Source organism: Caulobacter sp. FG7 (assembly GCF_057808875.1).
In genome coordinates, this window is sequence record NZ_JBMDIW010000008.1 from 18,511 (window position 1) to 43,566 (window position 25,056).

The following is a 25,056-nucleotide window of genomic DNA, read 5'->3' on the forward strand; positions in this document are numbered from 1 at the left end:
GCACGCGCCGTTCCCCGGCTCCCCTCCGTCCGGGTTGCTATTTCAGGAACAGGCCGACGATCTCGGCATGGTGTCCCGGGCAGACGCCGCTGGGATAGCGCACCTGCACCGGACGGTTGGCCAGCTGGGCCGACACCGCCAGCGACAGGATCGCCGTCTGGCTGGGATTGCTCTGCGGGATCTCGACCGAGGAACTGTCGGCGAAGGTGATCCAGATCAGTCCGCCATAGCCGGCGAAGACCGAGGCGATGGTGGTGACGCAGTCGGTTTCGGCCAGGGCCGGACTGGAGGCGAAGGCCGCGGCCCCTGCGAGCAACGACGCGGCGCCGGCGCGGAAGGTCTTGGATCTGGACAAGGTGTGAAGCTCCGTGGCGCGGTAGCCCCCGTGGCCCAGCGCGCGCGGAAGCTGTTCACCCGCGGACGTCGTGTCAATTGCCCCGCGTCGCCGCCGCTGAACGGATCGAGCGTCTGCTCGTTACCTCCCCGGAGCTGAGCTTTGGGGGAGGGCGCGGGGCGTGACGTTGCAGCAGGGACTGTCCTTCGCGCTGGTCGGCGCCACGGTGCTGTGCTTCGTCTGGGGCCGCTGGCGCTACGACCTGATCGCCGTCGGGGCCTTGGCGGTGGGGGTGGTGTCGGGCCTGATCCCGGTGAAGAGCGCGTTCGACGGCTTTTCCAACGACATCGTCATCATCATCGCCAGCGCCCTGGTGCTCAGCGCGGCGGTGTCGCGGTCGGGCATCGTCGACACCCTGATGGCCCCGCTGCTGCCGCGGCTGAGGACCGCCCGCAGCCAGGCGCCGGTGATGGCGGCGATCACGGCGGTGCTGTCGATGGCCACCAAGAATGTCGGGGCCCTGGCCCTGATGATGCCCTCGGCCCTGCGCATGGCCAGGAACACCGGCGTGCCGCCCTCGCGGATCCTGATGCCGATGTCGTTCGGCTCGCTGGTCGGCGGGCTGGCGGTGCTGGTCGGCACCTCGCCCAACATCATCGTCTCGGAGGTGCGCCAGGAGGCGCTGGGCAAGCCCTTCGCCATGTTCGACTTCATGCCGGTGGGCGCGGCGCTGACGGTGATGGCCATCGCCTATCTGGCCTTCGCCTATCGCCTGCTGCCGGCCGGGCGCGAGGCGGCGGTCGACATCGACGCGGCGCTGGCGGCCAACGCCTATGTCACCGAGGTCGAGATCCCCGACGACTGGAGCTTCGAGCAGAACCGGGTGGGCGACCTGAAACGCGCCGCCGAGGACGCCGTGGCGGTGGTGGCCATACTGCGCGGCCGCGAGCGGATCGCCTCGCCGCACGTCAACCGCAAGATCCAGCCCGGCGACGTGCTGCTGCTGGAGGGCCAGCAGCAGGCGCTGAACGAGTTGATCCTCAAGGCGCGCCTGCGCCTGTCCGACGCCAAGCGGCCGGTGGTGATGGACGAGCCGACCGACGAGGTGCGGGTGGTCGAGGCGGTGATCGGCGCGCAGAGCGACCTGATCGGCAAGACCGCCAAGGGCCTGGCCCTGAACGAGACCTACGGCGTCAACCTGCTGGGGGTCAGCCGCGCCGGCTATCGCCTGGCCGGGCGGCTGGCGACGATCCGCATGAAGGCCGGCGACATCCTCGTGCTGCAGGGCGGCGAGCAGCAGCTGCCCGGCGCGCTGCAGGCCCTGGGCTGCCTGCCGCTGGCCGAGCGCGAGGTGCGGCTGGGCGGGGTGCGCCACGCGATCCTGCCGGCCGCCATCCTGGCCGGGGCCATGGTGCTGGTGGCGCTGGGCGTGCTGCCGGTGGCGACCGGCTTCTTCGCCGCCGCCGTGCTGGTGGTGGCCACGGGCGCCCTGCGCATGCGCGAGGCCTATGCCGCGCTGGAAGGGCCGGTGCTGGTGCTGGTGGCGGCGATGATCCCGGTCAGCGACACCATCCAGAAGAGCGGCGGCACCGACCTGATCGCCGCCTGGCTGTCGGGCGCCTTCGACGGCATGCCGCCGCTCCTGACCCTGACGGCGATGATGGCCGTGGCGATGCTGGCCACGCCCTTCCTCAACAACGCCGCCACGGTGCTGATCGTCGCGCCCATAGGGCTTGGCCTGGCCGAACGCCTGGGCCTCAGTCCCGACCCGTTCCTGATGGCCGTGGCGGTGGGAGCCGGCTGCGACTTCCTCACCCCCGTCGGCCACCAGTGCAACACCCTGGTGCTGGGGCCGGGCGGCTACCGGTTCGGCGACTACGCCCGGCTGGGCGCGCCGCTGTCGCTGCTGATCCTGCTGACCGCCCCGGCCCTGATCGCGCTGGTCTGGCCGCTCGCCGGGCGTTGACGGTTGGGGAAGGCTTGCCGCGCCGCGGAACCTGCCCTCATAGTCGGCCCACCGCGAGGGCTGACGGGGAGCGTCATGGCGACGGGCACTGTGCTGTGGTTCGACACCGCCAAGGGCTTTGGCGCCATCGCGCCCGACGGCGACGACGGATCCGAGATCCGCGTCAGCGCCGCGGCGGTCGAGCGGGCGGGCCTGCCGCCGCTGGAGGACGGCCAAGCCATCGCCTACGAGCTGGAACGCGACCCGTTCAGCGGCCAGATGGTGGCCGGCAAGCTGCGGGCCTGAGCTTCCACGTCGTCATCCCGGCCGAAGGCTCGCCCAGCGAGCCGTAGAGCCGGGACCCAGGGGCCGCCGCATCGAGCCGGCCGTCGCCGGGCGTTTGAACTGACTGCCGAGGCCAGCCCCCTAGGTCCCGGATAAGCGCTGCGCGCTTTCCGGGATGACGGCGAATGGGGTGTCGAGTGTCAGCGCAGCTCGAAATAGGCCGTGCCGTCGCCCTCGGTGTGGGCGACGATGGCGATCAGGTGCTCGGTCCCGTCGTCGAGGGTCAGGCGGGCGTCGCCGGCCCGGAAGGCCTGGCGCATGGCCTCGGGCTCGCCCGTCAGGCTGCCCTTGCCGGTGCGGCGGCCGCCTGGGGCGGCCGAGACCAGCAGCGAGAAGTCGATCGCCTGGCTTTCGCGGGCGATGGTCAGGGCGCCTTGGCCCGTACGCGGAACGGCTGAACTTTTACGCATGGCACGATAACGCGTAGCTTGGCCTTTTGCTCCCGCCGCCAGAAAAAGATCCGGGGAGGGCGGATGTGAAAAAGAAAAACGGTCCACCCCGACATCCGCCTCTTCGCTGAAGAAATGAAATCGCTTGTGTTGTTATCCACAGGCGGGCATTATGAACCCATCGAATATCGACACGGTTCGGCCGCTCTCCACGCTTGTTCTTAGGATCGAGCGCCCGAGTCCATCCAAAACCTCACCGACAATTTGATCGTGCGGACCATCTTGGCCGTGCGGCTACTCCTGTTTGCAAGGATATCTCTCATGACCACCGGCACCGTTAAGTGGTTCAATTCCACCAAGGGCTTCGGCTTCATCCAGCCCGACGACGGCGGCGCGGACGTGTTCGTCCACATCTCGGCCGTCGAGCGCTCGAGCCTCGGCTCGCTGAACGAAGGCCAGAAGGTCGCCTTCGAGCTGGAGCGCGACCAGCGCAGCGGCAAGATGTCGGCCGGCCAGCTCCAGGCCGCCTGATCCCATACGCCGTCTCGCCCGCGGGATCCTCCCGCGGGCGTTCTCGAAAGGATCTCGATGAGCTCACCGCAAAACGTCGGCCACGCCGAGCGTCTCCAGACCGCCGCCCGGGCCAAGGCGGCCCTGCTGGCCAAGTTCAAGCCGAAGGCGACCGTCACCGATCCCCACTTCGAAGACCGCGCCGCCTTGCGCGCGGCCGAACTCGCCGCCGTCCGCAAGGAGCGCTCGGCCGCGCGGGCCCTCGTCCGTGCCGGGAACATCGGCCGCCAGGAGGCCCTGATCGAAGAAGCACTTGCAGCAAAGCGTGGGGCGCGTAAGGAACGCAAGGCGCTCACCAACGCTGAAGCCAAGGCGAAGCGCGACGCCCGCTACGCCGCGCGCAAGGCCCGGGCCTGACGCGCGGACCTTCTGTTCAGGGGAACCGCCAATGGCCCGCAAGCCGAACTACAATTTCGAACGCCAGGAACGCGAGCGCCTGAAGGCGGCCAAGGCCGCGGAAAAAGCCGCCGAGAAGGCCGCCGAGCGCGCCGCCAAGCGCGCGGAAGCCGGCGAGGGCGCGCAGCGCGCCGACGACGAACCCTCAAACTGAGGCGATTTCGAAACCCGGTTACTTCTTTTCCGGGTTCCGGACCGACGGGCCGTCCATCTTGGAAGTGTCGGTGTTGATCGCCGGCAGGCCCGCGGGGCGGCCGGTCAGGGTCTCGATCGGATAGACCGTTGCGCACTTGAGCCACTTGCCGGCCCAGGCGCCGCCGCGCGCCTCGCACTTGGCCTTCGGCCACACCCACAGGTAGTGGTAGCCGAACACGCCGACGATGCTGGCGAGGAAGATTCCGATGAAGATGATCTTCAGGCGGTTGATGGCGCGGTTCATGGCGGCGTCTTAAGCACCGGCCGCGCTATGTGGCTAGCCCCATTTCGCGGGCGCCATTCGCGGGAGGGAGCGCGCGAGGGCGCAGACGGCTCGCGAAAGGTGTCGTACATTTGTTTGAATGATCCTTGAGAAAGCGCATTACGCTTACGTCAGGGGAAACTTGCAAACCTGTGAGGACGCGCTAAGTCGATGGTCCAAGCAGGGGAAACCTCGAAAGAGAAGCAGCCAGGAGGCGGCGTAGACCGATGAAGGTTCTGGTCCCGGTCAAACGGGTTATCGATTACAACGTGAAGGCTCGGGTGAAAGCCGACCAGACGGGCGTCGACCTGGCGAACGTCAAGATGTCGATGAACCCGTTCTGCGAGATCGCGGTCGAAGAGGCCGTGCGCCTCAAGGAAAAGGGCGTCGCCACCGAAGTGGTCATCGTCTCGATCGGCCCGGCTCAAGCCCAGGAAACCATCCGCACGGCGCTGGCCATGGGCGGCGACCGCGGCGTCCTGATCACCAGCGACGCCGACCTCGAGCCGCTGGCCGTGGCCAAGCTGCTGAAGGCCGTCGTGGCCGAAGAGCAGCCCGGCCTCGTCCTGATGGGCAAGCAGGCCATCGACGGCGACAATAACGCCGTGGGCCAGATGCTGTCGGCCCTGCTCGACTGGCCGCAGGCGACCTACGCCTCGGCGATCGAGATCGATGGCTCGGCCGCCAAGGTCACCCGTGAAGTCGACGGGGGCCTGCAGACCCTCGACGTCGACCTGCCGGCCGTGATCACCGCCGACCTGCGTCTGAACGAGCCGCGCTACGCCAGCCTTCCCAACATCATGAAGGCCAAGAAGAAGGAAATCGCGCAGAAGACCGTCGCCGACTACGGCGTCGACGTCGCTCCGCGCCTGACCGTCGTCAAGGTCACCGAGCCGCCGAAGCGCTCGGCCGGCATCAAGGTCGAGTCCGCCGCCGACCTCGTCTCCAAGCTCACGACCGCGGGGGTGCTGTAATGGCCGTTCTCGTCATCGCCGACAACGACAACGCGCACCTGCGCGACGGCACCCACAAGACCGTCACCGCCGCCCTGAAGCTGTCGGGCGACGTCGACGTGCTGGTGCTGGGCAAGGGCGTCTCGGGCGTGGCTGAGGCCGCCGCCAAGATCGCCGGCGTTCGCAAGGTGCTGGTCGCCGAGAGCGACGCCCTGGGTCACGGCGTCGCCGAAGCCCAGGCCGACGCGGCCCTGGCGCTGGCTGGCAATTACGACGCGATCCTCGTCCCGGCCACCGCCGGCGGCAAGAACTTCGCCCCGCGCATCGCCGCCAAGCTCGACGTCGCGCCGATCAGCGACATCGTCGAGGTGGTCTCGGCTGACACCTTCGTGCGTCCGATCTATGCCGGCAACGCGCTGGAGACCGTCCAGTCGTCCGACGCCAAGAAGGTGATCACCGTGCGTCCGACCGCCTTCGCGGCGGCGGGTGAAGGCGGTTCGGCTTCGGTCGAGAGCGTCTCGGGCGCCGATGCGGCCAAGACCCGCTTCGTCAGCGAAGAGATGGTCAAGTCCGACCGTCCGGAACTGGCCGCGGCAAAGATCGTCGTCTCGGGCGGCCGCGCCATGGGTTCGGCCGAAGAGTTCCAGGCGGTCATCGAGCCCCTGGCCGACAAGCTGGGCGCCGCCGTCGGCGCCTCGCGCGCGGCGGTCGACGCCGGCTACGCCCCCAACGACTACCAGGTCGGCCAGACCGGCAAGGTCGTCGCCCCGCAGCTCTACATCGCCGTGGGCATCTCGGGCGCCATCCAGCACCTGGCCGGCATGAAGGACTCCAAGGTGATCGTCGCGATCAACAAGGACGCCGACGCGCCGATCTTCCAGGTCGCCGACTACGGCCTGGTCGCCGACTACAAGTCGGCCGTGCCGGACCTGATGAGCGCGCTCACCGCCGCCGGCAAGTAAGGCTTGAAGCTCCCGGGCGGCGACGATGTGGAGATCGACCAGCGCAAGCTGACCGACTACGCATTGTCGCCGACCCATCCGGTGGGCAAGCACAAGGCGCGTCTTTTCGCGCTGAAGCTGGGGCTGACACGCGAAGACGCGTCGGTTCTGATCGAAGCTCTCCGCGAGGCGGCGGCTTCGGAAGATGCGGTCCAGACCGAAAGTGACGCCTGGGGCGTTCGCTACCGCATCGACTTCCTGTTCCGATTTTCCCAACGTTCTGCGATGATAACCAGCGGCTGGATCTTACCGGCCGACGGATCGCGAACCCGGCTGACGTCGGTGTTCGTCATGCGGGAAGCCCGATGATCAACGAACTGGACACCGTCGCCCTGCTGGTCGATCGCCCGGAACTGAACCTCCGGAAGGGCGAGATGGGCACGGTCGTGGACGTGCTGGGCGATCGCGAGGCCTTCCAGGTCGAGTTCGTCGACGACGAGGGCTTCACCTACGGCTTGGCGACCTTCGCGGCGACCGACCTGCTGAAGCTGCATCATCGCGCCAAGGCCGCCTGAGGCTTCCGCAAAACCCCTTATGCGCGGTCCCGGATTTGCCTGTTATCGGGCTTGGGCTTAAGCCGATCCCATGACGCAACAAGCCGACACCCTCACCGATCTCGAAGCCAGCAAGGCCCGCGCCCGGGCCTGGTTCGAGAGCCTGCGCGACCAGATCTGCGCCGCCTTCGAGACCCTGGAGGACGAGGCGCCGGCCGAGCTCTACGGCGACCAGCCCGGCCGCTTCGAGCTGAAGCCCTGGGACCGCCCGGCCGGCGGCGGCGGGGTGATGGGCATGATGCGCGGGCGCCTGTTCGAGAAGGTCGGGGTGCACGTCTCCACCGTGTTCGGGACCTTCCCGCCGGAAATGGCCAAGACCATGCCGGGCGCGGCCGAGGACCCGCGCTTCTTCGCCACCGGCATCAGCCTGATCGCGCACATGACCAATCCGCGCGTGCCGGCCGTGCACATGAACACCCGCTTCATCGCCACGACCAAGGGCTGGTTCGGCGGCGGCGGCGACCTGACCCCGCTGCTGGGCTACCAGCGCCGGCAGGACTTCCCCGACGCCATCGACTTCCACGCCGCCTACAAGCGCGCCTGCGACAAGCACGATCCGGACTGGTACGCCAAATACAAGGCCTGGTGCGACGAATACTTCTTCCTGCCGCATCGCAACGAGCCGCGCGGCATCGGCGGCATCTTCTACGACCACCACGACAGCGGCGACTGGGAGCGCGACTTCGCCTTCACGCAGGACGTCGGCCGAGCCTTCCTCGAGATCTATCCGACCCTGGTGCGCCGCCGCATGCACGAGGCCTGGAGCGCCGAGGAGCGCGAGCAGCAGCTGATCCAGCGCGGCCGCTACGTCGAGTTCAACCTGCTCTACGACCGCGGCACGATGTTCGGCCTGAAGACCGGCGGCAACACCGAGTCGATCCTCAGCTCCATGCCCCCCGAGGTGAAGTGGCCGTAAGTTAAACTCCTCCCCCGCAAGGCGGGGGAGGGGGACCACGAAGTGGTGGAGGGGGCGGGGCCAGGCGCAGGGGTCTGTCGATCGCCCCTTTTGCGAACGTCGTTATCTCAAGGTTGCGCCGTGAGGCCTTTCAGCCTTAGCTTGACCTTATGGCCCTCCTGATCGCCCTCGCCCTGTCCACCGCTCTCGTCGCGCCGCGCGAGGTCGAGGCCTTCCACGAGGCCGTCCTCGCCGAGATCGGCCACCACGAGACGCTTCGCAGCCGGTCCGTGGAAGCCAACTGGTATAGAGCCGCCGGCGGCGACCGCAGCCGGCTGCACGTCGCCGACCTCAAGTGCGACCAGCCCGTCGGCCGCCGCGACTGCCAGTTCACGTTGGTCCGCGACGGCGGGCCGGTCGAGCTGCGCGGCGAGACGGTTCCCGAGCGACTGAGCTGCTCGGCGCGGTTCCAGCGCAATCTGCGCGGCAATTCCCCGGCCTGGCTTGTCGAGCGCAGGCTGCGCGTGCCGCGCGGGTCGTTCACGGGCACGACGCTGCGCTGCGAGCCCGCCTGACCCCATGAACGTGCTGCTCGTCCTGGCCCTGTCCGGGGCCTTCGCCGCGCCGCCGGAGGGCGGCGAGGCGTTCTATGCGGGCATCCACAGCGACCTTGGCTCCAACGCGCTGATCGGTCACGGCAATGTCGCGGCGTTCGACTGGTACTGGGCCGCCGAGCAGGATGAGCGCCAGATGCACATCGGCGACTTCGTCTGCCGCAAGGCCGCCCGCGAGCGCCGCCAATGCCGGTTCACGCTGCTCCGCGACGGCGGGCCGGTCGAGCGAGGCGGCAGGATGGTTCCCGACCGGCTGACCTGCTCGGCGCGGTTCCAGCGCGGCGTCGACGGCGCCTGGTACGTCGTGCGCAAGCCCCCGCAGGGCCGCGGGCACACGATCACGACCATGCGCTGCAAGCCCGCCTGAGGCGTCCTAGACCGCCAGGCAAACCACCTGCGCCACGCGCAGGTCGCGGCGCAGGCCGTCGGCGATGCGGCCGTAGTTGTCGGTGGTGATGGCCTCGCCTGGGGCGAATTCGGGGATGCTGGCGTCGCCGCCGCGGCGGGGCGTGCGGGCGATCAGGGTGCGCATGCTTTCGGGGGCGGTGGTGTAGATGCGGCCGCGGCGCGGCGATTCCGCCACCGTCACGCCGATCACGCGGCCGGCGCTGTCCAGCGCCGGGGCGCCGGAAAGGCCCGCCAGCGTGCCCTTCAGATTGTCGGTGCGGCCGACCTCGGCCCAGACCAGCACCGGCTCGGTGCGGGCGCCGCGCCCGTGGATCACCAGGTTCTCGCGGCCGATCAGGCGCGAGGCCACCTCGCCGGCGTGGCCTTGCGGGAAGCCGGGATGGAAGGCCCGCATGCCCTTGCGCGGGTCGGCCAGGTTGACCGGCATGGCTGGGGCGCCGCCCTCGGTGGTCAGGATGGCCGCGTCGAAGCGCGGGTCGATGGTCACCCGGGCGGCCACGCCGCGGCCGTCGGCGACCAGTATGGCGGCCTGCTTGCAGCCGTCGACCACATGGCGGGCCGTCAGCCAGACGCCGTTCTGCCCCACCGAGAAGGCCGTGCCCGAGGCCGGCTCCTGCTTGTCGGGCACCTGCACCACGATCGACGGGTCGAAGGGCGAGGCCGGGCCCAGCGGCACGCCTTCCTCGCCGGGCACCGGCGGCGGCGGCGGAGGCGCGTCGGCGCGCTCCTGGCGGCCGACGGCGACCACCAGCAGGGCGGCGACCACGGCGCCGTAGACCAGCCAGTCTGGAAGCTTGGGGAAATGCACGCGCCCCGCTCCGCCCGTTCCTTTCGCCTCAGCCCGCCACGCCTGAGGCGATGATGATGGCGGTGGCGAGCTTGGCGCCCACCAGCAGGGCGGCGGCCGAGACCTCGCCCTCGTTGATCCGTTCGGGCAGGCCCTTCAGCATCATGTCGGTCAGGCGGAAGACCAAGAGCTGCAGCGCCAGCGTGGCCACGCCCCACAGCAGGATCTCGATCACCGAGGTCGAGGCCGCCAGCGAGGCGGCCAGCGGAATGGCCAGGCCCGTCAGCACCCCGCCCAGCGACAGCGCCGCCGCGGCGTTGCCCTCGCGGATCAGCTTGATCTCGCGATGCGGGGTCAGGAGGATGTAGATCGCCGCCCCGGCGACCAGCATCGCCATGGTCACGCCCACATGGGTCAGGGTCGTCAGCAGGCCATTGGCGAAGGCCTGGATCTCGGGCGACTGGATCTGAGGCATGTTTACGCGACCCCCTGGGATTTGAAGGGCAAGCTCTAACACGGGTTGGCGAGACTTGCGTAGGGGGCTCGCCTTGCGAGCGTCGAACCCTCTCTCTTTGAGAGAGGGAGGGGCCCGCCGCGCAGCGGTGGGAGGGTGAGAGGTTTCACCCTTGGCCCGTTCAGGCCGTCATCCCGGGCGGAGCGCAGCGGAGACCCGGGACCCAGGGGCCGCCGCAATGCGCCGGCATCCGCTGGGGCGCTTGAGTTGACCGCCGAGCCCAGTCCCCTGGGTCCCGGATAAGCCCTTCGGGCTTTCCGGGATGACGATAGTGGAGAGCTTCAGTGGGGAGAGAGCGCGTACCCTCTCACCCTCCCTCTCTCCAAGAGAGAGGGAATTTACGCCGCGTCGTCGGCGTCGTCTTCCAGCATGCCGGCCATGGCGGCCATAGACAGCTTGCGCAGCGCCGAGGCGCGGACCTTCTCGCTTTCGCTCTTCAGCTGGCCGCAGGCCGCAAGAATGTCGCGGCCGCGCGGGGTGCGGATCGGCGAGGAGTAGCCGGCCTTGTTGAGGATCGCCGCGAAGGCCTCGATCGCGCCCCAGTCCGAGCACTCGTACTGGCTGCCTGGCCACGGGTTGAACGGGATCAGGTTGATCTTGGCGGGGATGCCCTTGATCAGCTTCACGAGGGCCCGGGCCTCGTCGGGGCTGTCGTTGACGCCCTTCAGCATCACGTATTCGAAGGTCACCCGGCGGGCGTTCGAAAGCCCGGGATAGGCGCGGATGCCCTCCATCAGCTGGGCGATCGGGTACTTCTTGTTCAGCGGCACCAGCACGTCGCGCAGGTCGTCGTTGGTGGCGTGCAGGCTGATGGCCAGCATGGCCTGGGTCGTATCGCCCAGCTTCTCCAGCATCGGCACGACGCCCGAGGTCGACACGGTGATGCGGCGACGCGAGATGCCGATGCCCTCGTTGTCGCTGATGATCTCGATGGCGTCGGCGACCTGGCCCAGATTGTAGAGCGGCTCGCCCATGCCCATGAACACGATGTTCGACAGCAGGCGGTCTTCCTTGTCCGACGGCCATTCGGCCAGGTCGTCCTTGGCGATCTGCACCTGGGCGACGATCTCGGCGGTGGTCAGGTTGCGCACCAGCGGCTGGGTGCCGGTGTGGCAGAAGCTGCAGTTCAGCGTGCAGCCGACCTGGCTGGAGACGCACAGGGCGCCGACCCGGCCGACCGACGGAATATAGACCGTCTCGACCTCGATGCCCGGGGCCATGCGGATCAGCCACTTGCGGGTGCCGTCCTTGGAGACCTGGCGCTCGACCACCTCGGGGCGAGCGATGGTGAAGGTCTCGGCCAGGCGCGCGCGGGTTTCCTTGGCCACGTCGCTCATCTGGGAAAAGTCGGTGACGCCGCGATGGTGGATCCAGCGGAACACCTGGGTGGCGCGCATCTTGGCCTTGCCGTGCTCGACCACGCCGCTCTCGGTCAGGGCGGCGATCAGCTGCGGGCGGGTCAGGCCCGACAGGTTGACGGGCGGCTTGGCCGTGTCGGTCGAGGGAGCGACGCGGGACAGGTCGAGGGTGACGCTCAAGGGGCGGTCCGGGAAATTCGAGGAATGTGCGGGGTCGAGGCGGAGATATAGCAGATGTGAGGCGGTTTTCCAAAAACCAGGATCCTCCCCCTGTGGGGGAGGTGGCCCGGAGGGCCGGAGGGGGGACGTTTTCAGCTTTCTAGGCATTTGAAATTCATCAGCTGCTCCCCCCTCCGTCCGCTTCGCGGACACCTCCCCCACGGGGGGAGGATCTTGCCGTGCAACTTCGCCCCCTTCGACAATCCCCCCATCTCCCGCTAAACCGCGCCCATGCCGTTTACCGCCACCGTCATGACCATGTTCCCCGAGGCCTTCCCCGGCCCGCTCGGCGTCTCGATGATCGGGACCGCCTGGAAGGAGGCTGACCTGTGGCGATTGGAAACACTGGACATTCGCGCCTTTTCCAAGGATAAGCGCGGCTTCCTCGACGACACCCCAGCGGGTGGCGGCGCGGGAGCCGTTCTCAAAGCGGACGTCATCGCCTCTGCGCTGGATAGCCTGGAGCTCGATGGGCGGCCGCTTTTGTATATGAGCGCCCGGGGCAGGCCCCTGACCCAGGCGCGCGTAAGGGAGTGGTCCAAGGCGCCCGGCATCGTGGTGCTGTGCGGCCGCTTCGAGGGGGTGGACCAGCGGGTGCTCGACGCTCGCGGGTTCGAGGAGGTCTCCGTCGGAGACGCGGTTCTCGCCGGTGGCGAGGCGGCGGCGATGGTGGTGATCGAGGCGTGCGTTCGACTGGCCCCGGGTGTGCTGGGGAACATCGAGAGCACGCTGGAAGAAAGCTTCGAGGACGGTCTCCTCGAGCATCCGCAGTATACCAGGCCGCGGACGTTCGAAGGGCTCGACATCCCCGAGGTGCTGCTGTCGGGCGACCACAAGAAGGTCGACCAGTGGCGGCGCAGTATGCGTGAAGAAACGACCCGCGAGCGGCGTCCCGACCTCTGGGAAAAGCATCTCGCCAATCAACAGGCAAAAGGCGGCCCGAAAACGGGTAAGCCCAAGGAGAAATGATCATGGCGATCAACATCATCGCTCAGCTCGAGCAAGAAGAATCGGCCCGTCTGCTGGCCGTCCGCGCGATCCCGGAATTCCGTCCCGGCGACACCCTGCGCGTCAACGTGAAGATCAAGGAAGGCGAGCGCGAGCGCGTTCAGGCCTACGAAGGCGTCTGCATCGCCCGTCAAGGCGCTGGCCTCCACGAGAGCTTCACCGTCCGCAAGATCTCGTTCGGCGAAGGCGTGGAGCGTCTGTTCCCGATCCTGTCGCCGAGCATCGAAAGCATCGAAGTCAAGCGTCGCGGCGTCGTCCGTCGCGCCAAGCTCTACTACCTGCGCGACCGTCGCGGTAAGTCGGCCCGTATCGCCGAGCGCGTCAACGTCCGCAAGGACGCCGAATAAGCAGCGCGCTCGCTACGGCGAAGTGTTCGAAGGCCCCGGCGGAAACGCCGGGGCCTTTTGCTTTTGCGGTTGCTCCCTCCGCGCGGGCGGGCTGCGCAATCTTCGCGCGCGTGGACGACAAGCAGGCCCGCTGAACGGCCAAGCTTTGTGCATAAGCACGCATCTTGACGGATCGTTGTTCTGTGGCATGATGATTTCACCCTCGCTGTTCAGACACGGCGGGCTTCCAGACCGTCTCCTTTCTAGTGGACGGCCCTCTTCAGGCGGAGCCATCGGCCCCTGGAGTGTACGAACGATGCCAGGGCGCGCCGACAGGTCACTACGACCGGCGCGCCCTTAGTCGTTAGAGGTTGCGTTCAATGGTCCTCGTCCTGCCGGATGGGGACCAAGGCGACCGTCGCTATTTCGCTTCCAGGACAAGCTTCGGGGCAAGAAATGTGCGCCTGGACGTTGTTTCCGCGCTTCCCCGGGGCAGGATCGATCGCTGCACAGCGGTCACACAGCGGATTTTCGGCGTTTCCTCGCTTTACGCGCCCGCCCATCGGGCCTAGATGCGGATCGCTATGACCCGCGCAACAAAGACCCTCTACGACAAGATCTGGGACGCCCACGTCGTCAACGAAACCGACGGCGAGGCCATCCTCTACATCGACCTGCACCTGATCCACGAGGTGACCACGCCGCAGGCCTTCGCCGGCCTTCGCGCCGCGCGTCGCCCCGTGCGCCGGCCCGACCGCACGCTTGCGGTGGCCGACCACAACGTGCCGACCGAGAACCAGGCCGCCGGCGTCGACGCCGTGGCCGACGAGGAGGCGCGCCTCCAGCTCCAGACGCTGGGCCGCAACGTCGCCGACAACGGGATCGAGTATTTCCCGATGGGCGATATCCGCAACGGCATCGTCCACGTGGTGGGTCCCGAGCAGGGCCGCACCCAGCCGGGCATGACCATCGTCTGCGGCGACAGCCACACCTCGACCCACGGCGCCTTCGGGGCCCTGGCCCACGGCATCGGCACCTCGGAAGTCGAGCACGTGCTGGCCACCCAGACACTGCGCCAGAAGAAGGCCAGGAACATGCTGGTCCGCGTCGACGGCCAGCTGGGCCCGGGCGTCACGGCGAAGGACATCGCCCTGGCCGTCATCGGCGAGATCGGCACCGCCGGCGGCACCGGCTACGTCATCGAATACGCCGGCGAGGCCGTGCGCGGCCTGACCATGGAGGGCCGCATGACCCTCTGCAACCTGACCATCGAGGGCGGCGCCAAGGCCGGCCTGGTCGCGCCGGACGAAACCACCTTCGCCTATGTCCAGGGCAAGCCCGCGGCCCCCAAGGGCGCGGCCTGGGACATGGCCGTCAGCCATTGGAAGACCTTCTTCTCCGACGAAGGCGCCGTCTTCGACCGCACCGTCGTCATCGACGGGGCGGCGCTCGTGCCGATGGTCACCTGGGGCACGTCCCCCGAGGATGTCATCCCGATCACTGGCGCCGTCCCCGAGCCGGAAAGCTTCGCCACCGCCGACAAGCGCGCCGCCGCCCACCGGGCCCTGGACTATATGGGCCTGACCGCCGGCCAGCCGATCTCGGAAGCCAAGATCGACCGCGTCTTCATCGGCTCGTGCACCAACAGCCGCATCGAGGACATGCGCGCCGCCGCCGCCGTGGTGCAGGAAGCCTTCCTGCACGGCCGCATGGTGGCCCCGCACGTCAAGGCGATGGTCGTGCCGGGCTCGGGCCTGGTCAAGGAACAGGCCGAGTCTGAAGGCCTGGACGCCATCTTCAAGGCTGCCGGCTTCGACTGGCGCGAGCCGGGCTGCTCGATGTGCCTGGGGATGAACCCCGACCGCCTGGAGCCGGGCGAGCGCTGCGCCTCGACCAGCAACCGCAACTTCGAGGGCCGTCAGGGCCGCGGCGGCCGCACCCACCTCGTCTCGCCCGCCATGGCGGCGGCCGCGGCGATCGCCGGCCATCTGGTCGACGTCCGCGCCCTGCTGTCGGAGACGAACTGATGCAAGCCTTCACCCGTCTCGACGGCCGCGCCGCGCCCCTGTCGCTGGCCAATATCGACACCGACCAGATCATCCCCAAGCAGTTCCTCAAGACTGTCGAGCGCGAGGGCCTGGGCAAGGGCCTGTTCTTCGACTTCCGCTTCGATCCGAACGGGAACGAGATCGAGGGCTTCGTGCTCAACCGCCCCGAATACAAGGGCTCGTCGGTGCTGATCGCCGGCGACAACTTCGGCTGCGGCTCCTCGCGCGAGCACGCGCCCTGGGCCCTGATGGACTTCGGGATCATGTGCGTGATCTCCACCAGCTTCGCCGACATCTTCAACAACAACTGCTTCAACAACGGCCTCTTGCCGGTGGTGCTGGCGGCCGACGAGGTCGCGGTGCTGATGGACGAGGCCAAGGGCGGCAACCACATGGTCAGCGTCGACCTGGAAGCCCAGACGGTGGTCTCGCCCTCGGGCAAGACCTTCAGCTTCCAGATCGATCCGGTCCGCAAGGCCAAGATGCTCAAGGGCCTGGACGCCATCGGCGAGACCCTGCAGCACGCGACCGACATCGACGTCTTCGAAAGCAAGCGCGCCATCGGCCAGCCCTGGCTGGAAAACTGAACCCCTCCCCCTTGATGGGGGAGGGGCAGGGGTGGGGGTGGTGCGACGGTTGGGCCCGCGCCAGGTCCTGACGCGCTGTCACCCCCATCCCCGACCCTTCCCCCATCAGAGGGGGAAGGGAGAGTAATCGACATGACCCTGATCCTCGCCGGCTCCATCCGCATCGCGCTCGAGCGCCTCGACGACCTGCGTCCGCACCTGGCGGCCCAGGTGGACGGATCGCGCGGCGAGCCGGGCTGCCTGGACTACGCGCTGACCGAGGACCCCCTCGATCCGGGGCTGATCCGGGTTTTCGAGCACTTCACCGACGAAGCGGCCTTGGCCTTCCACCGCGCTTCGCCGCATATGGCCGCGTGGCGCGCGGCCTGCGCAGAGCTTGGCGTGTACGAGCGCCGCATGTCCTCCTTCGACGTTTCCGCCTATCGCGAGATCTGAAATGGCTACGCTTCTCCTGCTCCCCGGCGACGGCATCGGTCCGGAAGTCTGCGCGGAGGTGCGCCGCGTGGCGGCCGCCCTCGTGCCCAGCCTGGTGGTCGAGGAAGCCATCTACGGCGGCGCCAGCTACGACGCCCACGGCACGCCGCTGACCGACGAGGTCCGCGATCGCGCCCTGGCCAGCGACGCGGTGCTGATGGGCGCCGTCGGCGGTCCCAAGTGGGCGGACGCCCCGCGCCACCTGCGCCCGGAAGCCGGCCTCCTGAACCTGCGCAAGGCGATGAACGTCTACGCCAACCTGCGCCCGGCCTACTGCTTCGAGGCCCTGGCCGGCGCCTCCAGCCTGAAGACCGAGCTGGTCTCGGGCCTGGACATCATGTTCGTGCGCGAGCTGGTCGGCGGCGTCTATTTCGGCGAGCCGCGCGGCATCGACGTGCTGCCCGACGGCCAGAAGAAGGGCTACGACACCGCCCTCTACACCACCAGCGAGATCGAGCGCGCCGGGCGCGTGGCCTTCGAGCTGGCCCGCGGCCGCAAGAACAAGGTCCACTCGGCCGAGAAGTCGAACGTCATGGAGTCGGGCCTGCTGTGGAAGCAGGTGATCACCGAGCTGCACAAGCGTGAGTATCCGGACGTCGAGCTGGAGCACATCCTGGCCGACAACTGCGCCATGCAGCTGGTGCGCGCCCCCAAGCAGTTCGACGTCATCGTCACCGACAACCTGTTCGGCGACATCCTGTCGGACGCGGCGGCCATGCTGACCGGGTCGCTGGGCATGCTGCCCTCGGCCGCCATCGGCGATCCCGACAAGCCGGGCCTCTACGAGCCGATCCACGGTTCGGCCCCCGACATCGCCGGCAAGGGCCTGGCCAATCCCCTGGCCGCCATCCTGTCGTTCGAGATGGCCCTGCGCTGGTCGCTGAAGGAGGTCGAAGCCGCCGACCGCCTGCTGGCCGCGGTCAAGGGCGCCCTGGACGCGGGCGCGCGCACCCGTGATCTGGGAGGTGAACTGTCCACTGTTCAGATGGGTGATGCGGTATTGTGTCGCATCTGAATAAGTAGAATAGCGCCGTTATTTCGGCGTTTTACAATTTCTGCTTAAGTTTTTTCGCCCAGTTCCTGCACTCATCAAATGATAAGTCGGGACCTGGGCGAAATGCGTTTCAACGACCTGAAGATATCGGCGAAGCTGGGGATCGCGTTCAGCGCCCTGATCATCGCCTTCGTGGTGTCCTCGGCGGTGGTGTTCACCAGCCTGCAGCGCATCGAGGAAGCCTCGGTCTCCAACCAGCGCAGTCTCTCCCTGGCCACCGAGGCCGAGGTGATGATGACCCTGGTCCTCGAGCAGCAGAACGCCCTGCGCGCCTACGCCCTGCTCGGCGACGACGGCTTCGCTCAGACCTACAAGGAAAGCGTCGACCAGTTCGACAAGGCCCTGGACGCCTTCGAGGGCAAGACCACGGTTCCCGAACAGAAGGCCCGTATCCAGCGCCTGCGCGGCGCGATGGGCGAGTGGCGCAAGACCATCGCCGAGCCCGCCCAGGCGGCCATGGTCAACGACCCGGTCATGGGCCGCGTCGCCGCCGGCGAGCTGATGGGCCGCAAGAGCCTCAACGACATCCGCGCCATCCAGGACGAGCTGACGACCGCCGCCAGCGAGCGCGTCGCCCTGCGCGCCAAGGAAATGAAGCAGGCCATGGACATGGCCATCCTGTCGCTGGTGATCGGCGGCGTGGCCGCCCTGGTCATCGCCGGCCTGATGGGCTGGATGCTGTCGGGCACCATCGGCGCCTCGGTCGCCGCCATGACCGCCGCCATGCGTCGCCTGGCCTCGGGCGACAACACCATCGAGGTCCCCGCCGTCGGCCGCAAGGACGAGGTCGGCCAGATGGCCCAGGCCGTGCTGAGCTTCAAGGACGCCGCCATCCACAAGCTGCGCCTGGAAGACGAGGCCGTCGAGCAGCGTCGCCTGACCGAGGCCGAGCGCGCCCGCGTCGAGGCCGACAAGGCCCGCAAGGCCCAGGAAGACGCCGTCGCCGTCTCGGCCCTGGCCGAGGCCCTCGGCCACCTGTCGAACGGTGATCTGACCTTCCGCATCACCGCCGCCTTCGCCCCCGACGCCGAACAGCTGAAGACCGACTTCAACGCCGCCGCCGCCCGCCTGGAAGAAGCCATGCGCGGCATCAACGGCGCCGCCGGCGGCATCCGCGCCGGTTCGGAAGAGATCGCCCAGGCGTCCGACGACCTGTCGCGCCGCACCGAGCAGCAGGCCGCCAGCCTGGAAGAGACCGCCGCCGCCCTCGACCAGATCACCGCCACGGTTCGCAAGACCGCCTCGGGCGCCAAGGAAGTCTCCAGCCTGGTGGCCGGCGCCCGCGCCGGCGCCGAGCGCTCGGGCCGCATCGTCGACCAGGCGGTCGGCGCCATGGCCGGCATCGAGCAGTCCTCGGGCCAGATCGGCAACATCATCGGCGTCATCGACGAGATCGCCTTCCAGACCAACCTGCTGGCCCTGAACGCCGGGGTCGAAGCCGCCCGCGCCGGCGACGCCGGCAAGGGCTTCGCGGTCGTGGCCCAGGAAGTGCGGGCGCTCGCCCAGCGCTCGGCCGAAGCGGCCAAGGAGATCAAGGGCCTGATCTCGACCTCGACCCAGCAGGTCGAGGCCGGCGTGTCCCTGGTCGGCCAGACCGGCGAGGCCCTGCGCGCCATCGTCGACCAGGTGGCCAGCATCGACGCCCTGGTCGGCGAGATCGCCGCCAGCGCCCAGGAGCAGTCGACCGGCCTGCACCAGGTCAATGTCGCGGTGAACCAGATGGACCAGGTCGTCCAGCAGAACGCCGCCATGGTGGAAGAAGCCACCGCCGCCACCCACTCGCTGAAGGGCGAGGCCGGCGAACTGGCCGTGCAGGTCGGCCGCTTCAAGGTCGCCGGCGCCGCCATGGCCGCTTCGGCGCCCCGCGCCGCCACCCCGGCCTCTCGCCCGGCCGCCAGCCCCGCCCGCGCCGCCCAGGCCCGCGCCGCCGCCTTCGCCACCCAAGGCTCGGCCGCCCTGGCGGTGGACAGCTGGGAAGAGTTCTAGGGCTTGATCCTCCCCCTCTGGGGGAGGTGGCCCGTAGGGCCGGAGGGGGCGCGTTTTCAGCTGCCGGTGAGTTGGAAGTTCATCAGCCACTCCCCCCTCCGTCGGCTTCGCCGACACCTCCCCCAGAGGGGGAGGATCCGAAGCGCCTAGAACCGCTGCTTGCAGCCCTGCTTCTGGTGCACGCCGCGCAGGAAGCCGCGACGGGCCAGGCCTGCGTCGCCGAGGGCTTCCAGGTGGCGGTCGGCGGGGGCCGCGCCGGAGATTTCGCGCACCAGGCTGCGGAACGGGATGATCGAGTTGACGATCGCCTTGCCGCCGGCCTCGGCCAGCTTGCCGGTGCGGTTTTCCGTATATTCGTTGCCGGTCTGGTAGTCGGGGCCCAGCACGTCGTTCAGCCGCTGGATCTCGACCACGAGCTTGGCGCAGGTCTTCAGGCCCTTGAGGCTGTAGGGGTCGGCCAGGGCCTCTTCCAGCACCGGTGGGATCTTCTTCTTCGACAGGCCGACGTCGCGGGCCGGCTGGCTGCCGATCTCCATCGACTTCTCGCGCCAGCCGTCAGACCGGCCGTCGCCGTCGGAATCCTTGGCGGGCGGCGGCGGGGGCTTGCTGGCCGTGGCGGCCGGCTTGGCGGGATAGGCCGGCTGGGCCGTGGCGCAGCCGGTGGCCAGGGACGCCGCCGCGCCCAGGATCGCAATCTTCGTCAGAACCGCCCGCATGACACCCCGCTCCACTGCTTCGCGCCCATCATAGGGTGATGAACGCCGATCAGGAACGGCAAGCTGGACCTTGGGTTCCCGATGCTCTGTCTCGGGGCGTGACAAGGCTCGTCACATTGACTGACATGAGTGTCAATTATATCTTGGGTTGTATGGGCGGGTGAGCCCAAGGGAGGTGTGCATGTTCAAGTTGGCGTCTTGCCTTGTGGCCCTGGCCCTCGCGGCGTCGCTTGCCGCCGCCCCGGCGCATGCCCAGGCCATCTGGCCGAACCCGACGACGTTCACGACGCTCGGCGGAATGACGATCGGCCCCGTTGGGCGCACCTGCGAGATCGCGATGCAGTTCAGCGTGCCGACGGGCGGCACTTCGGCAACGGTGAACGCATATGTTCTGGGCTCTGGGGGGTGTTCCGACGTCACGTTCAACGATCTGCCGTGGAACGTCCGTGTCGGCGTGAAGACGCTCTACATCGATGGGGTCAAGATCGTGGTGGGCTCCGACGCTTCCTGCGGGCCGGGCACGCTGGAGGTCGCGTGGACGAACGGAGGCGGCGGGAACGGCACCGGCTCATTCCTGTCCCCGTTGGGCGCATGCTCGATCTTCGGGATCATGTCGGTCGCCACGGCGTCTCCGATTCACATCTACTGACGAGCGCCTGGTCGGGCGGCGGCCCTCAGGCCGCCGCCTTGGCGCGCTTGCGCCAGAACCGCATCACGCCGTCGTCGAGCTTGCCCAGGCGCAGGGCGGCCAGGTCCAGGGCGTAGTTCTGGTGCACCTTCCACGGCGCCTTGGTTCCCTGCTTGGGGAACTTGTCCATCGCCCGCTGCACGTAGCCCGACGAGAAGTCGAGCCAGGGAACGGCGGCCATGTCGGGCTGGTCCAGGTGGGGCATGCAGATGTCCATGCCCGCCCGGTCCATGTGGTTGAGCAGCCGACAGACATACTCGCTGGTCAGGTCGGCCTTCAGCGTCCACGAGGCGTTGGTGTAGCCGAAGGCCGAGGCCAGGTTCGGCACGTCGCTGAACATCATGCCCTTGTAGCTGAAGCCCTTGGCCAGATCGACGGAGCGGCCGTCGACCACCACCTCCATGCCGCTCAGGAGCTGCATCCGCAGGCCGGTGGCCGTGACGATGACGTCGGCCTCCAGGGCCTTGCCCGATTTCAGCTTCAGGCCGTCCTCGGTGAAAGTGTCGATGTGGTCGGTGACCACCGAGGCCGAGCCGTTCCTGATCGCGTCGAACAGGTCGGCGTCGGGCACCAGGCACAGCCGCTGGTCCCAGGGATTGTAGCGCGGCGTGAAGTGGGTCTCGACGTCGTAGTCCTTGGGCAGCTGGTCGCGGACGAGATTGATCAGCCGCTCCTTGGTCTTTTCCGGCTTCTTGCGGGCCAGGTTGAAGAACAGCATGGTGATCAGCACGTTCTTCCAGCGCGTGATCCCGTAGGCGGTCATGGCTGGAAGCTTGGCTCGCATCCAGTTGGCCAGGCCGTCTTCGGCCGGGCGCGAGACCACATAGGTCGGCGAGCGCTGCAGCATGGTGACGTGGGCGGCGGTCCTGGCCATCTCTGGCACGATGGTCACCGCCGTCGCGCCGCTGCCGATCACCACGACCTTCTTGCCGGCGTAGTCGAGGTTTTCGGGCCAGTGCTGGGGATGGACGATGGTCCCCTTGAAGCGCTCGGTCCCTTCGAAGTCGGGGGTGTAGCCGGCGTCGTAGGCGTAATAGCCGGCGCACATGTAGAGGAAACCGCAGGCGATCTCGACGATCTCTCCCGTATCGATCCGCTCGGCCTGGACGGTCCAGCTGGCGGTGTCGCTGTTCCACTCGGCGCGGCGCACCTTGTGGCGGAAGCGGATGTGCTCGTTCACCCCGGCCTCGGTCGCGGTCTCGCGCACGTAGTTCAGGATCGAGGGACCGTCGGCGATGGCCTTGGCCTGTCGCCACGGCTTGAAGGAATAGCCCAGGGTATACATGTCGCTGTCGGAGCGGATGCCCGGATAGCGGAACAGGTCCCAGGTGCCGCCGATGGCGTCGCGGGCCTCGAGAATGGCGTAGGTCTTGCCCGGGCAGCGCCGCGTCAGGTGATGGGCCGCGCCGATGCCCGACAGGCCCGCCCCGACGATCAGGACGTCGAAATATTCCGTGCTCATGGCCGTCTCCGTCCCCGTGGTCCGGTGAGCCCGGATCCTGTTTTAAGTGAACGATGTTCACCAGAAAACGACCGTTTGGACCCGACGTCAATTGCGGCGCGTGCGATGGCGTCGGTTTTCATTGCGCATGGTCCTCGTGCCCGCGTATGCGGAAGGGCATGTCCCTACGCGACTTCGGCCTGTTGGTGCTGATCTGCCTGATCTGGGCCAGCAACAACATCGTCTCCAAGATCGTGGTCGCCCATTGGGGCGTGCCGCCGCTGTTCTATGCGGCGGTGCGCTTTGCGTTGGTCGCGGCGGTGACCCTGCCGTGGCTGCTGCCCGCGCCCCGGCCGACCTGGCGGATGCTGGTGGTCGGCGTGCTGATGGGGGCAGGGGGCTTTGCGCTGCTGTTCATGGGCTTCAAGACCGCCTCGCCGTCGGCCGCGGCCGTGGTGGTGCAGGCGGGCGTGCCGTTCACCACCCTGCTGTCGGTGCTGATGCTGGGCGAGAAGATCCACTGGCGGCGCGGCGTCGGGATCGCCCTGACCCTGGCCGGCGCCCTGATCGTGATCTGGAACCCGCACGGCTTTTCGCTGTCGGTGGGCCTGTGGCTGGTCGTGGCCTCGGCCCTGGCCGGCTCGCTGGGCGCGGTGATGATGAAGCAGATCCAGCGCGTGAAGCCGTTGCAGTTGCAGGCCTGGGTGGGCTTCACCTCGGTCTGGCTGCTGGCGGCGGCCAGTTTCGCGCTGGAGCCCGGCGCCAGCGACAAGGCCTTCGAAGCCGGCTGGCCGTTCGTCGGCGCGGTGGCCTATTCGGCCCTGGTGGTGTCGGTGATCGCCCACACCGGCTATTACGGGCTGATCCAGCGCTACGAGGCCAACCTGATCGCTCCGCTCACCCTGATGACGCCGCTGATGACCATCGGTCTTGGCGTGGCCATCACCCATGACCATTTCGACCTGCGCATGGGCCTGGGCGCGGCCCTGGCGCTGGCCGGCGTGCTGATCGTGGCCCTGCGCCGCAACCAGGTGACGCCGCTGTTGATGTTTCTCAAGGACCGTTCGCAATGACCATCGTCGAGGCCCCGTCGCCGAACTTCGACGCCCGCAAGGCCGTGCCTGACACCGTCGTGCTGCACTACACCGGCATGGAGAGCGGCGAGGCGGCCATCGAACGCCTGCGCGATCCCGAGGCCAAGGTCAGCGCCCACTATGTGGTGGAGGAAGACGGCCGGGTGTTCCGCCTGGTGGCCGAAGAGCGGCGGGCCTGGCACGCCGGCGCGGCCTTCTGGAAGGGCGTGCGCGACATCAACTCGTCCTCGATCGGCATCGAGATCGTCAATCCGGGCCACGAGTTCGGCTATCGCGCCTTTCCCGACGCCCAGATCGCCTCGGTGATCAACCTTCTGGCCGACATCCGCACGCGCTGGACCATCGACGACGACCGCATCATCGGCCACTCCGACGTGGCGCCGGCCCGCAAGATCGATCCGGGCGAGCTGTTCCCGTGGAAACGCCTGGCCGAAAGCGGCCATGGCCTGTGGGTCGAACCGCCATCGTCGCCCGGCGCGCCGCTGGGCCGGGGCGAGGAGGGGACCGGCGTCTTCGCGCTGCAAGCGGGTTTGACGCGTCTCGGCTTCGACTGCGCCCCTTCGGGCCAGTACGACGAGTGGACCGAGACCGTGGTCGCCGCCTTCCAGCGCCACTGGCTTCAGACCCGCTTCGACGGCGTGGCCGACGGCGAGACCCGCGCGCGCCTGGTGGGGCTGCTGCGGGCCGCGGCGGGCGCCTGATGCATCCGGCCAGGGCTTTCCACGTCGAGGACCGCGCGGGGCTGCTCGCCTTCCTCGCCGAGCATTCGTTCGTGACCCTGTGCGCCAGCGTCGCCGGCCGGCCGTTCGTGGCCCAGGCCCCGGTCGTGGTGCGCGACCTGGGCAAGGACGGTCTTTTCCTCGACTTCCACCTGTCGCGGATGAACGCCGTGGCGGGCGCGGTGGTCACGGGCTTCTCGGCCGTCGCCCTGGCGAGCGGTCCGCACGCCTATGTCAGTCCCGACTGGTACGGGACCGATGATCAGGTCCCGACCTGGAACTATGTCTCCGTTGAAGCCGAGGGCTTCGTCACGCCGCTGTCGGAGGCCGAGACCGTCCATCTGCTCGACGACCTGTCGGCCCAGGAAGAAGCGCGTCTGGCGCCCAAGCCGGCCTGGATGCGCGACAAGATGACTCCGGCCCGGTTCGACGCCCTGCTGCGCGGCATCGTCGGTGCGCGGCTGCATGTCGAGCGGCTGGAGGGCACGTTCAAGCTCGGCCAGAACAAGCGCGAGGCCGAGCGGTCGGGCGTGATCGAAGCGCTGGGGGATCACCCGGTGGCTGCGTGGATGCGCGAGATCGATTGACCTTCGCCGTCGCTCGGCGCAAACAGCGCGCGGACCAGATGGCCGGGCGATCGCGGTATCCCGCAAGGGAGTCGAGGAAAGTCCGGGCTCCACGGTGACAAGGCGGTGGGTAACGCCCACCGGGAGCGATCCCAGGGAAAGCGCCACAGAAAGCAAACCTCCTCCCTACGGGGCGGGAAGGGTGAAAGGGTGGGGTAAGAGCCCACCGCGGACCTGGCGACAGGGACGGCATGGCAAGCCCCGCCTGGAGCAAGACCGAATAGGGATCCCGCGCCGGCTTGCCGGCTAGGTCGTCACTGGCCGAGAGGATCCGGGTTGGTCGCGAGAGTCGTCCAGCAATGGGCGGCCAAGAGGAATGATCGTCGCGTCCCTGTTCACAGGGGCGGCACAGAACCCGGCTTACAGGCCGTCTGGTCCATCAAACTTTCCGCAACCCCAAGCGCCCCAAGGCCCATCGAAATGGGCCGTGATGGGATGCGTCTGTGCGCGAGCCTGTGGATAGAAATCCAGTTGTCTGTATGTTCCGAAATTAACCATTTTGAGCGGTTCGATATTACCGCTAGCGCCTTTGAATTCCTGGCGAAATGGC

Annotated in this window: 31 protein-coding genes, 1 other RNA gene and 1 pseudogene; 25 read left to right on the top strand and 8 right to left on the bottom strand. The window is 68.3% G+C overall.

The genetic code is table 11. From position 1 onward, the window contains the following. Positions 1 to 37: 37 nt before the first annotated feature. The gene (locus ACODR1_RS08230) at positions 38 to 355 is read right to left on the bottom strand and encodes a hypothetical protein (protein ID WP_488880014.1); all 318 of its coding nucleotides are present in this window, start codon (positions 353 to 355) and stop codon (positions 38 to 40) included. 160 nt (positions 356 to 515) lie between these two features. On the opposite strand from ACODR1_RS08230, the gene ACODR1_RS08235 reads away from it, so the two are divergent. Together ACODR1_RS08235 and ACODR1_RS08240 are read left to right on the top strand one after the other, a co-directional pair. Then, positions 516 to 2,300: an SLC13 family permease gene (locus tag ACODR1_RS08235; protein WP_488880015.1), complete on the top strand. Its 1,785-nt coding sequence runs from the start codon at positions 516 to 518 to the stop codon at positions 2,298 to 2,300. A gap of 75 nt (positions 2,301 to 2,375) precedes the next feature. Continuing rightward, positions 2,376 to 2,585: a cold-shock protein gene (locus ACODR1_RS08240; RefSeq protein ID WP_165257481.1), complete on the top strand. Its 210-nt coding sequence runs from the start codon at positions 2,376 to 2,378 to the stop codon at positions 2,583 to 2,585. Positions 2,586 to 2,764: 179 nt separating this feature from the next. Here ACODR1_RS08240 and ACODR1_RS08245 read toward each other — a convergent pair whose 3' ends face one another. Beyond that, on the bottom strand, positions 2,765 to 3,034 hold the full coding sequence (locus tag ACODR1_RS08245) for a hypothetical protein (protein ID WP_488880016.1): 270 nt from the start codon (positions 3,032 to 3,034) through the stop codon (positions 2,765 to 2,767). Between the two features lie 300 nt (positions 3,035 to 3,334). Between ACODR1_RS08245 and ACODR1_RS08250 the strand changes: the two genes are divergently transcribed. From ACODR1_RS08250 to ACODR1_RS08260, 3 genes are read left to right on the top strand one after another with little or no spacing between them, the layout of a single operon-like run. Next, a complete protein-coding gene (locus ACODR1_RS08250) occupies positions 3,335 to 3,544 on the top strand; it encodes a cold-shock protein (protein ID WP_116564886.1) in 210 nt (69 codons plus the stop codon). 57 nt (positions 3,545 to 3,601) lie between these two features. Then, positions 3,602 to 3,940: a DUF6481 family protein gene (locus ACODR1_RS08255; RefSeq protein WP_488880017.1), complete on the top strand. Its 339-nt coding sequence runs from the start codon at positions 3,602 to 3,604 to the stop codon at positions 3,938 to 3,940. Between the two features lie 31 nt (positions 3,941 to 3,971). Further along, the gene (locus ACODR1_RS08260; protein ID WP_165832332.1) at positions 3,972 to 4,133 is read left to right on the top strand and encodes a hypothetical protein; all 162 of its coding nucleotides are present in this window, start codon (positions 3,972 to 3,974) and stop codon (positions 4,131 to 4,133) included. Positions 4,134 to 4,151: 18 nt separating this feature from the next. On the opposite strand, the gene ACODR1_RS08265 is transcribed toward ACODR1_RS08260, so the two are convergent. Beyond that, on the bottom strand, positions 4,152 to 4,418 hold the full coding sequence (locus ACODR1_RS08265) for a hypothetical protein (RefSeq protein ID WP_488880018.1): 267 nt from the start codon (positions 4,416 to 4,418) through the stop codon (positions 4,152 to 4,154). Between the two features lie 245 nt (positions 4,419 to 4,663). Between ACODR1_RS08265 and ACODR1_RS08270 the strand changes: the two genes are divergently transcribed. The 7 genes from ACODR1_RS08270 to ACODR1_RS08300 all read left to right on the top strand — a co-directional run bounded on the left by ACODR1_RS08270 (position 4,664) and on the right by ACODR1_RS08300 (position 8,820). Continuing rightward, positions 4,664 to 5,410, top strand: coding sequence for an electron transfer flavoprotein subunit beta/FixA family protein (locus ACODR1_RS08270; protein WP_488880019.1), 747 nt, complete (start codon positions 4,664 to 4,666; stop codon positions 5,408 to 5,410). Then, positions 5,410 to 6,351 (top strand): electron transfer flavoprotein subunit alpha/FixB family protein, encoded by a 942-nt coding sequence (locus ACODR1_RS08275; RefSeq protein ID WP_488880020.1) that lies wholly within the window; start codon positions 5,410 to 5,412, stop codon positions 6,349 to 6,351. The genes ACODR1_RS08270 and ACODR1_RS08275 overlap by 1 nt, the downstream gene beginning before the upstream one ends. Positions 6,352 to 6,354: 3 nt before the next feature. Next, positions 6,355 to 6,699, top strand: a complete 345-nt coding sequence (locus tag ACODR1_RS08280) for a DUF6883 domain-containing protein (RefSeq protein WP_488880021.1) — start codon at positions 6,355 to 6,357, stop codon at positions 6,697 to 6,699. Further along, the gene (locus ACODR1_RS08285; protein ID WP_488880022.1) at positions 6,696 to 6,905 is read left to right on the top strand and encodes a DUF4926 domain-containing protein; all 210 of its coding nucleotides are present in this window, start codon (positions 6,696 to 6,698) and stop codon (positions 6,903 to 6,905) included. The genes ACODR1_RS08280 and ACODR1_RS08285 overlap by 4 nt, the downstream gene beginning before the upstream one ends. A gap of 70 nt (positions 6,906 to 6,975) precedes the next feature. After that, a complete protein-coding gene (gene hemF / locus ACODR1_RS08290; RefSeq protein ID WP_488880023.1) occupies positions 6,976 to 7,860 on the top strand; it encodes an oxygen-dependent coproporphyrinogen oxidase in 885 nt (294 codons plus the stop codon). A gap of 149 nt (positions 7,861 to 8,009) precedes the next feature. Next, the gene (locus ACODR1_RS08295; protein ID WP_488880024.1) at positions 8,010 to 8,414 is read left to right on the top strand and encodes a hypothetical protein; all 405 of its coding nucleotides are present in this window, start codon (positions 8,010 to 8,012) and stop codon (positions 8,412 to 8,414) included. A gap of 4 nt (positions 8,415 to 8,418) precedes the next feature. Then, positions 8,419 to 8,820, top strand: a complete 402-nt coding sequence (locus ACODR1_RS08300; protein WP_488880025.1) for a hypothetical protein — start codon at positions 8,419 to 8,421, stop codon at positions 8,818 to 8,820. 6 nt (positions 8,821 to 8,826) lie between these two features. Here ACODR1_RS08300 and ACODR1_RS08305 read toward each other — a convergent pair whose 3' ends face one another. Together ACODR1_RS08305 and ACODR1_RS08310 are read right to left on the bottom strand one after the other, a co-directional pair. Next, positions 8,827 to 9,669 carry a S1 family peptidase gene (locus ACODR1_RS08305; protein ID WP_488880026.1) on the bottom strand — a complete coding sequence of 281 codons (843 nt, stop codon included), beginning with the start codon at positions 9,667 to 9,669 and terminating at the stop codon, positions 8,827 to 8,829. Between the two features lie 28 nt (positions 9,670 to 9,697). Beyond that, complete coding sequence (locus ACODR1_RS08310; RefSeq protein WP_116491072.1) at positions 9,698 to 10,123, bottom strand: DUF350 domain-containing protein; 426 nt, start codon at positions 10,121 to 10,123, stop codon at positions 9,698 to 9,700. A gap of 151 nt (positions 10,124 to 10,274) precedes the next feature. Here ACODR1_RS08310 and ACODR1_RS08315 point away from each other — a divergent pair. Beyond that, positions 10,275 to 10,361 (top strand): annotated as a pseudogene (locus ACODR1_RS08315) (hypothetical protein); the annotation flags it as partial. A gap of 139 nt (positions 10,362 to 10,500) precedes the next feature. On the opposite strand, the gene rlmN reads toward ACODR1_RS08315, so the two are convergent. Continuing rightward, the gene (rlmN, locus tag ACODR1_RS08320; RefSeq protein ID WP_488880027.1) at positions 10,501 to 11,700 is read right to left on the bottom strand and encodes a dual-specificity RNA methyltransferase RlmN; all 1,200 of its coding nucleotides are present in this window, start codon (positions 11,698 to 11,700) and stop codon (positions 10,501 to 10,503) included. A gap of 270 nt (positions 11,701 to 11,970) precedes the next feature. Here rlmN and trmD point away from each other — a divergent pair, with 270 nt between their 5' ends. From trmD to ACODR1_RS08355, 7 genes are all read left to right on the top strand, one after another. Next, entirely contained in the window at positions 11,971 to 12,708 is a 738-nt protein-coding gene (gene trmD / locus ACODR1_RS08325; protein WP_165257458.1) for a tRNA (guanosine(37)-N1)-methyltransferase TrmD, read from the top strand. A gap of 2 nt (positions 12,709 to 12,710) precedes the next feature. Continuing rightward, complete coding sequence (gene rplS / locus ACODR1_RS08330) at positions 12,711 to 13,094, top strand: 50S ribosomal protein L19 (protein ID WP_101718501.1); 384 nt, start codon at positions 12,711 to 12,713, stop codon at positions 13,092 to 13,094. 563 nt (positions 13,095 to 13,657) lie between these two features. Continuing rightward, a complete protein-coding gene (leuC, locus tag ACODR1_RS08335; protein ID WP_488880028.1) occupies positions 13,658 to 15,100 on the top strand; it encodes a 3-isopropylmalate dehydratase large subunit in 1,443 nt (480 codons plus the stop codon). Next, the gene (gene leuD, locus ACODR1_RS08340; RefSeq protein WP_488880029.1) at positions 15,100 to 15,708 is read left to right on the top strand and encodes a 3-isopropylmalate dehydratase small subunit; all 609 of its coding nucleotides are present in this window, start codon (positions 15,100 to 15,102) and stop codon (positions 15,706 to 15,708) included. Before leuC ends, leuD begins: the two co-directional genes overlap by 1 nt. 132 nt (positions 15,709 to 15,840) lie before the next feature. Then, positions 15,841 to 16,143: a putative quinol monooxygenase gene (locus ACODR1_RS08345; protein ID WP_488880030.1), complete on the top strand. Its 303-nt coding sequence runs from the start codon at positions 15,841 to 15,843 to the stop codon at positions 16,141 to 16,143. Position 16,144: 1 nt separating this feature from the next. Then, positions 16,145 to 17,197 (top strand): 3-isopropylmalate dehydrogenase, encoded by a 1,053-nt coding sequence (leuB, locus tag ACODR1_RS08350; RefSeq protein WP_488880031.1) that lies wholly within the window; start codon positions 16,145 to 16,147, stop codon positions 17,195 to 17,197. 102 nt (positions 17,198 to 17,299) lie between these two features. Next, positions 17,300 to 19,222, top strand: a complete 1,923-nt coding sequence (locus tag ACODR1_RS08355) for a methyl-accepting chemotaxis protein (protein WP_488880032.1) — start codon at positions 17,300 to 17,302, stop codon at positions 19,220 to 19,222. A 146-nt stretch (positions 19,223 to 19,368) separates the two neighbouring features. Here the strand turns inward: ACODR1_RS08355 and ACODR1_RS08360 are convergent, their stop codons facing one another. Further along, positions 19,369 to 19,938: a hypothetical protein gene (locus tag ACODR1_RS08360; protein WP_488880033.1), complete on the bottom strand. Its 570-nt coding sequence runs from the start codon at positions 19,936 to 19,938 to the stop codon at positions 19,369 to 19,371. A gap of 181 nt (positions 19,939 to 20,119) precedes the next feature. Here ACODR1_RS08360 and ACODR1_RS08365 point away from each other — a divergent pair, with 181 nt between their 5' ends. Continuing rightward, a complete protein-coding gene (locus tag ACODR1_RS08365; RefSeq protein WP_488880034.1) occupies positions 20,120 to 20,587 on the top strand; it encodes a hypothetical protein in 468 nt (155 codons plus the stop codon). A gap of 25 nt (positions 20,588 to 20,612) precedes the next feature. On the opposite strand, the gene ACODR1_RS08370 is transcribed toward ACODR1_RS08365, so the two are convergent. Next, positions 20,613 to 22,088, bottom strand: a complete 1,476-nt coding sequence (locus ACODR1_RS08370) for a flavin-containing monooxygenase (protein ID WP_488880035.1) — start codon at positions 22,086 to 22,088, stop codon at positions 20,613 to 20,615. Positions 22,089 to 22,246: 158 nt separating this feature from the next. Between ACODR1_RS08370 and ACODR1_RS08375 the strand changes: the two genes are divergently transcribed. The 4 genes from ACODR1_RS08375 (at position 22,247) to rnpB (ending at position 24,885) form a co-directional block, all read left to right on the top strand. Further along, positions 22,247 to 23,140 carry a DMT family transporter gene (locus ACODR1_RS08375; protein WP_488880036.1) on the top strand — a complete coding sequence of 298 codons (894 nt, stop codon included), beginning with the start codon at positions 22,247 to 22,249 and terminating at the stop codon, positions 23,138 to 23,140. Further along, positions 23,137 to 23,862 carry an N-acetylmuramoyl-L-alanine amidase gene (locus ACODR1_RS08380; RefSeq protein WP_488880037.1) on the top strand — a complete coding sequence of 242 codons (726 nt, stop codon included), beginning with the start codon at positions 23,137 to 23,139 and terminating at the stop codon, positions 23,860 to 23,862. Before ACODR1_RS08375 ends, ACODR1_RS08380 begins: the two co-directional genes overlap by 4 nt. Further along, on the top strand, positions 23,862 to 24,467 hold the full coding sequence (locus ACODR1_RS08385; RefSeq protein WP_488880038.1) for an FMN-binding negative transcriptional regulator: 606 nt from the start codon (positions 23,862 to 23,864) through the stop codon (positions 24,465 to 24,467). The genes ACODR1_RS08380 and ACODR1_RS08385 overlap by 1 nt, the downstream gene beginning before the upstream one ends. 34 nt (positions 24,468 to 24,501) lie before the next feature. Further along, positions 24,502 to 24,885, top strand: an RNA gene (gene rnpB, locus ACODR1_RS08390) — RNase P RNA component class A. Positions 24,886 to 25,056 lie beyond the last annotated feature (171 nt).

What these genes read in the sequence shown, in the direction of transcription:
- ACODR1_RS08240 (WP_165257481.1), top strand. Translation starts at nt 2,376, where the DNA reads ATGGCGACGGGCACTGTGCTGTGGTTCGACACCGCCAAGGGCTTTGGC.
- ACODR1_RS08245 (WP_488880016.1), bottom strand. Translation starts at nt 3,034, where the DNA reads ATGCGTAAAAGTTCAGCCGTTCCGCGTACGGGCCAAGGCGCCCTGACC.
- ACODR1_RS08250 (WP_116564886.1), top strand. Translation starts at nt 3,335, where the DNA reads ATGACCACCGGCACCGTTAAGTGGTTCAATTCCACCAAGGGCTTCGGC.
- ACODR1_RS08255 (WP_488880017.1), top strand. Translation starts at nt 3,602, where the DNA reads ATGAGCTCACCGCAAAACGTCGGCCACGCCGAGCGTCTCCAGACCGCC.
- ACODR1_RS08260 (WP_165832332.1), top strand. Translation starts at nt 3,972, where the DNA reads ATGGCCCGCAAGCCGAACTACAATTTCGAACGCCAGGAACGCGAGCGC.
- ACODR1_RS08265 (WP_488880018.1), bottom strand. Translation starts at nt 4,418, where the DNA reads ATGAACCGCGCCATCAACCGCCTGAAGATCATCTTCATCGGAATCTTC.
- ACODR1_RS08270 (WP_488880019.1), top strand. Translation starts at nt 4,664, where the DNA reads ATGAAGGTTCTGGTCCCGGTCAAACGGGTTATCGATTACAACGTGAAG.
- ACODR1_RS08275 (WP_488880020.1), top strand. Translation starts at nt 5,410, where the DNA reads ATGGCCGTTCTCGTCATCGCCGACAACGACAACGCGCACCTGCGCGAC.
- ACODR1_RS08285 (WP_488880022.1), top strand. Translation starts at nt 6,696, where the DNA reads ATGATCAACGAACTGGACACCGTCGCCCTGCTGGTCGATCGCCCGGAA.
- hemF (WP_488880023.1), top strand. Translation starts at nt 6,976, where the DNA reads ATGACGCAACAAGCCGACACCCTCACCGATCTCGAAGCCAGCAAGGCC.
- ACODR1_RS08295 (WP_488880024.1), top strand. Translation starts at nt 8,010, where the DNA reads ATGGCCCTCCTGATCGCCCTCGCCCTGTCCACCGCTCTCGTCGCGCCG.
- ACODR1_RS08300 (WP_488880025.1), top strand. Translation starts at nt 8,419, where the DNA reads ATGAACGTGCTGCTCGTCCTGGCCCTGTCCGGGGCCTTCGCCGCGCCG.
- ACODR1_RS08310 (WP_116491072.1), bottom strand. Translation starts at nt 10,123, where the DNA reads ATGCCTCAGATCCAGTCGCCCGAGATCCAGGCCTTCGCCAATGGCCTG.
- trmD (WP_165257458.1), top strand. Translation starts at nt 11,971, where the DNA reads ATGCCGTTTACCGCCACCGTCATGACCATGTTCCCCGAGGCCTTCCCC.
- rplS (WP_101718501.1), top strand. Translation starts at nt 12,711, where the DNA reads ATGGCGATCAACATCATCGCTCAGCTCGAGCAAGAAGAATCGGCCCGT.
- leuC (WP_488880028.1), top strand. Translation starts at nt 13,658, where the DNA reads ATGACCCGCGCAACAAAGACCCTCTACGACAAGATCTGGGACGCCCAC.
- leuD (WP_488880029.1), top strand. Translation starts at nt 15,100, where the DNA reads ATGCAAGCCTTCACCCGTCTCGACGGCCGCGCCGCGCCCCTGTCGCTG.
- ACODR1_RS08345 (WP_488880030.1), top strand. Translation starts at nt 15,841, where the DNA reads ATGACCCTGATCCTCGCCGGCTCCATCCGCATCGCGCTCGAGCGCCTC.
- leuB (WP_488880031.1), top strand. Translation starts at nt 16,145, where the DNA reads ATGGCTACGCTTCTCCTGCTCCCCGGCGACGGCATCGGTCCGGAAGTC.
- ACODR1_RS08355 (WP_488880032.1), top strand. Translation starts at nt 17,300, where the DNA reads ATGCGTTTCAACGACCTGAAGATATCGGCGAAGCTGGGGATCGCGTTC.
- ACODR1_RS08360 (WP_488880033.1), bottom strand. Translation starts at nt 19,938, where the DNA reads ATGCGGGCGGTTCTGACGAAGATTGCGATCCTGGGCGCGGCGGCGTCC.
- ACODR1_RS08365 (WP_488880034.1), top strand. Translation starts at nt 20,120, where the DNA reads ATGTTCAAGTTGGCGTCTTGCCTTGTGGCCCTGGCCCTCGCGGCGTCG.
- ACODR1_RS08370 (WP_488880035.1), bottom strand. Translation starts at nt 22,088, where the DNA reads ATGAGCACGGAATATTTCGACGTCCTGATCGTCGGGGCGGGCCTGTCG.
- ACODR1_RS08375 (WP_488880036.1), top strand. Translation starts at nt 22,247, where the DNA reads ATGTCCCTACGCGACTTCGGCCTGTTGGTGCTGATCTGCCTGATCTGG.
- ACODR1_RS08380 (WP_488880037.1), top strand. Translation starts at nt 23,137, where the DNA reads ATGACCATCGTCGAGGCCCCGTCGCCGAACTTCGACGCCCGCAAGGCC.
- ACODR1_RS08385 (WP_488880038.1), top strand. Translation starts at nt 23,862, where the DNA reads ATGCATCCGGCCAGGGCTTTCCACGTCGAGGACCGCGCGGGGCTGCTC.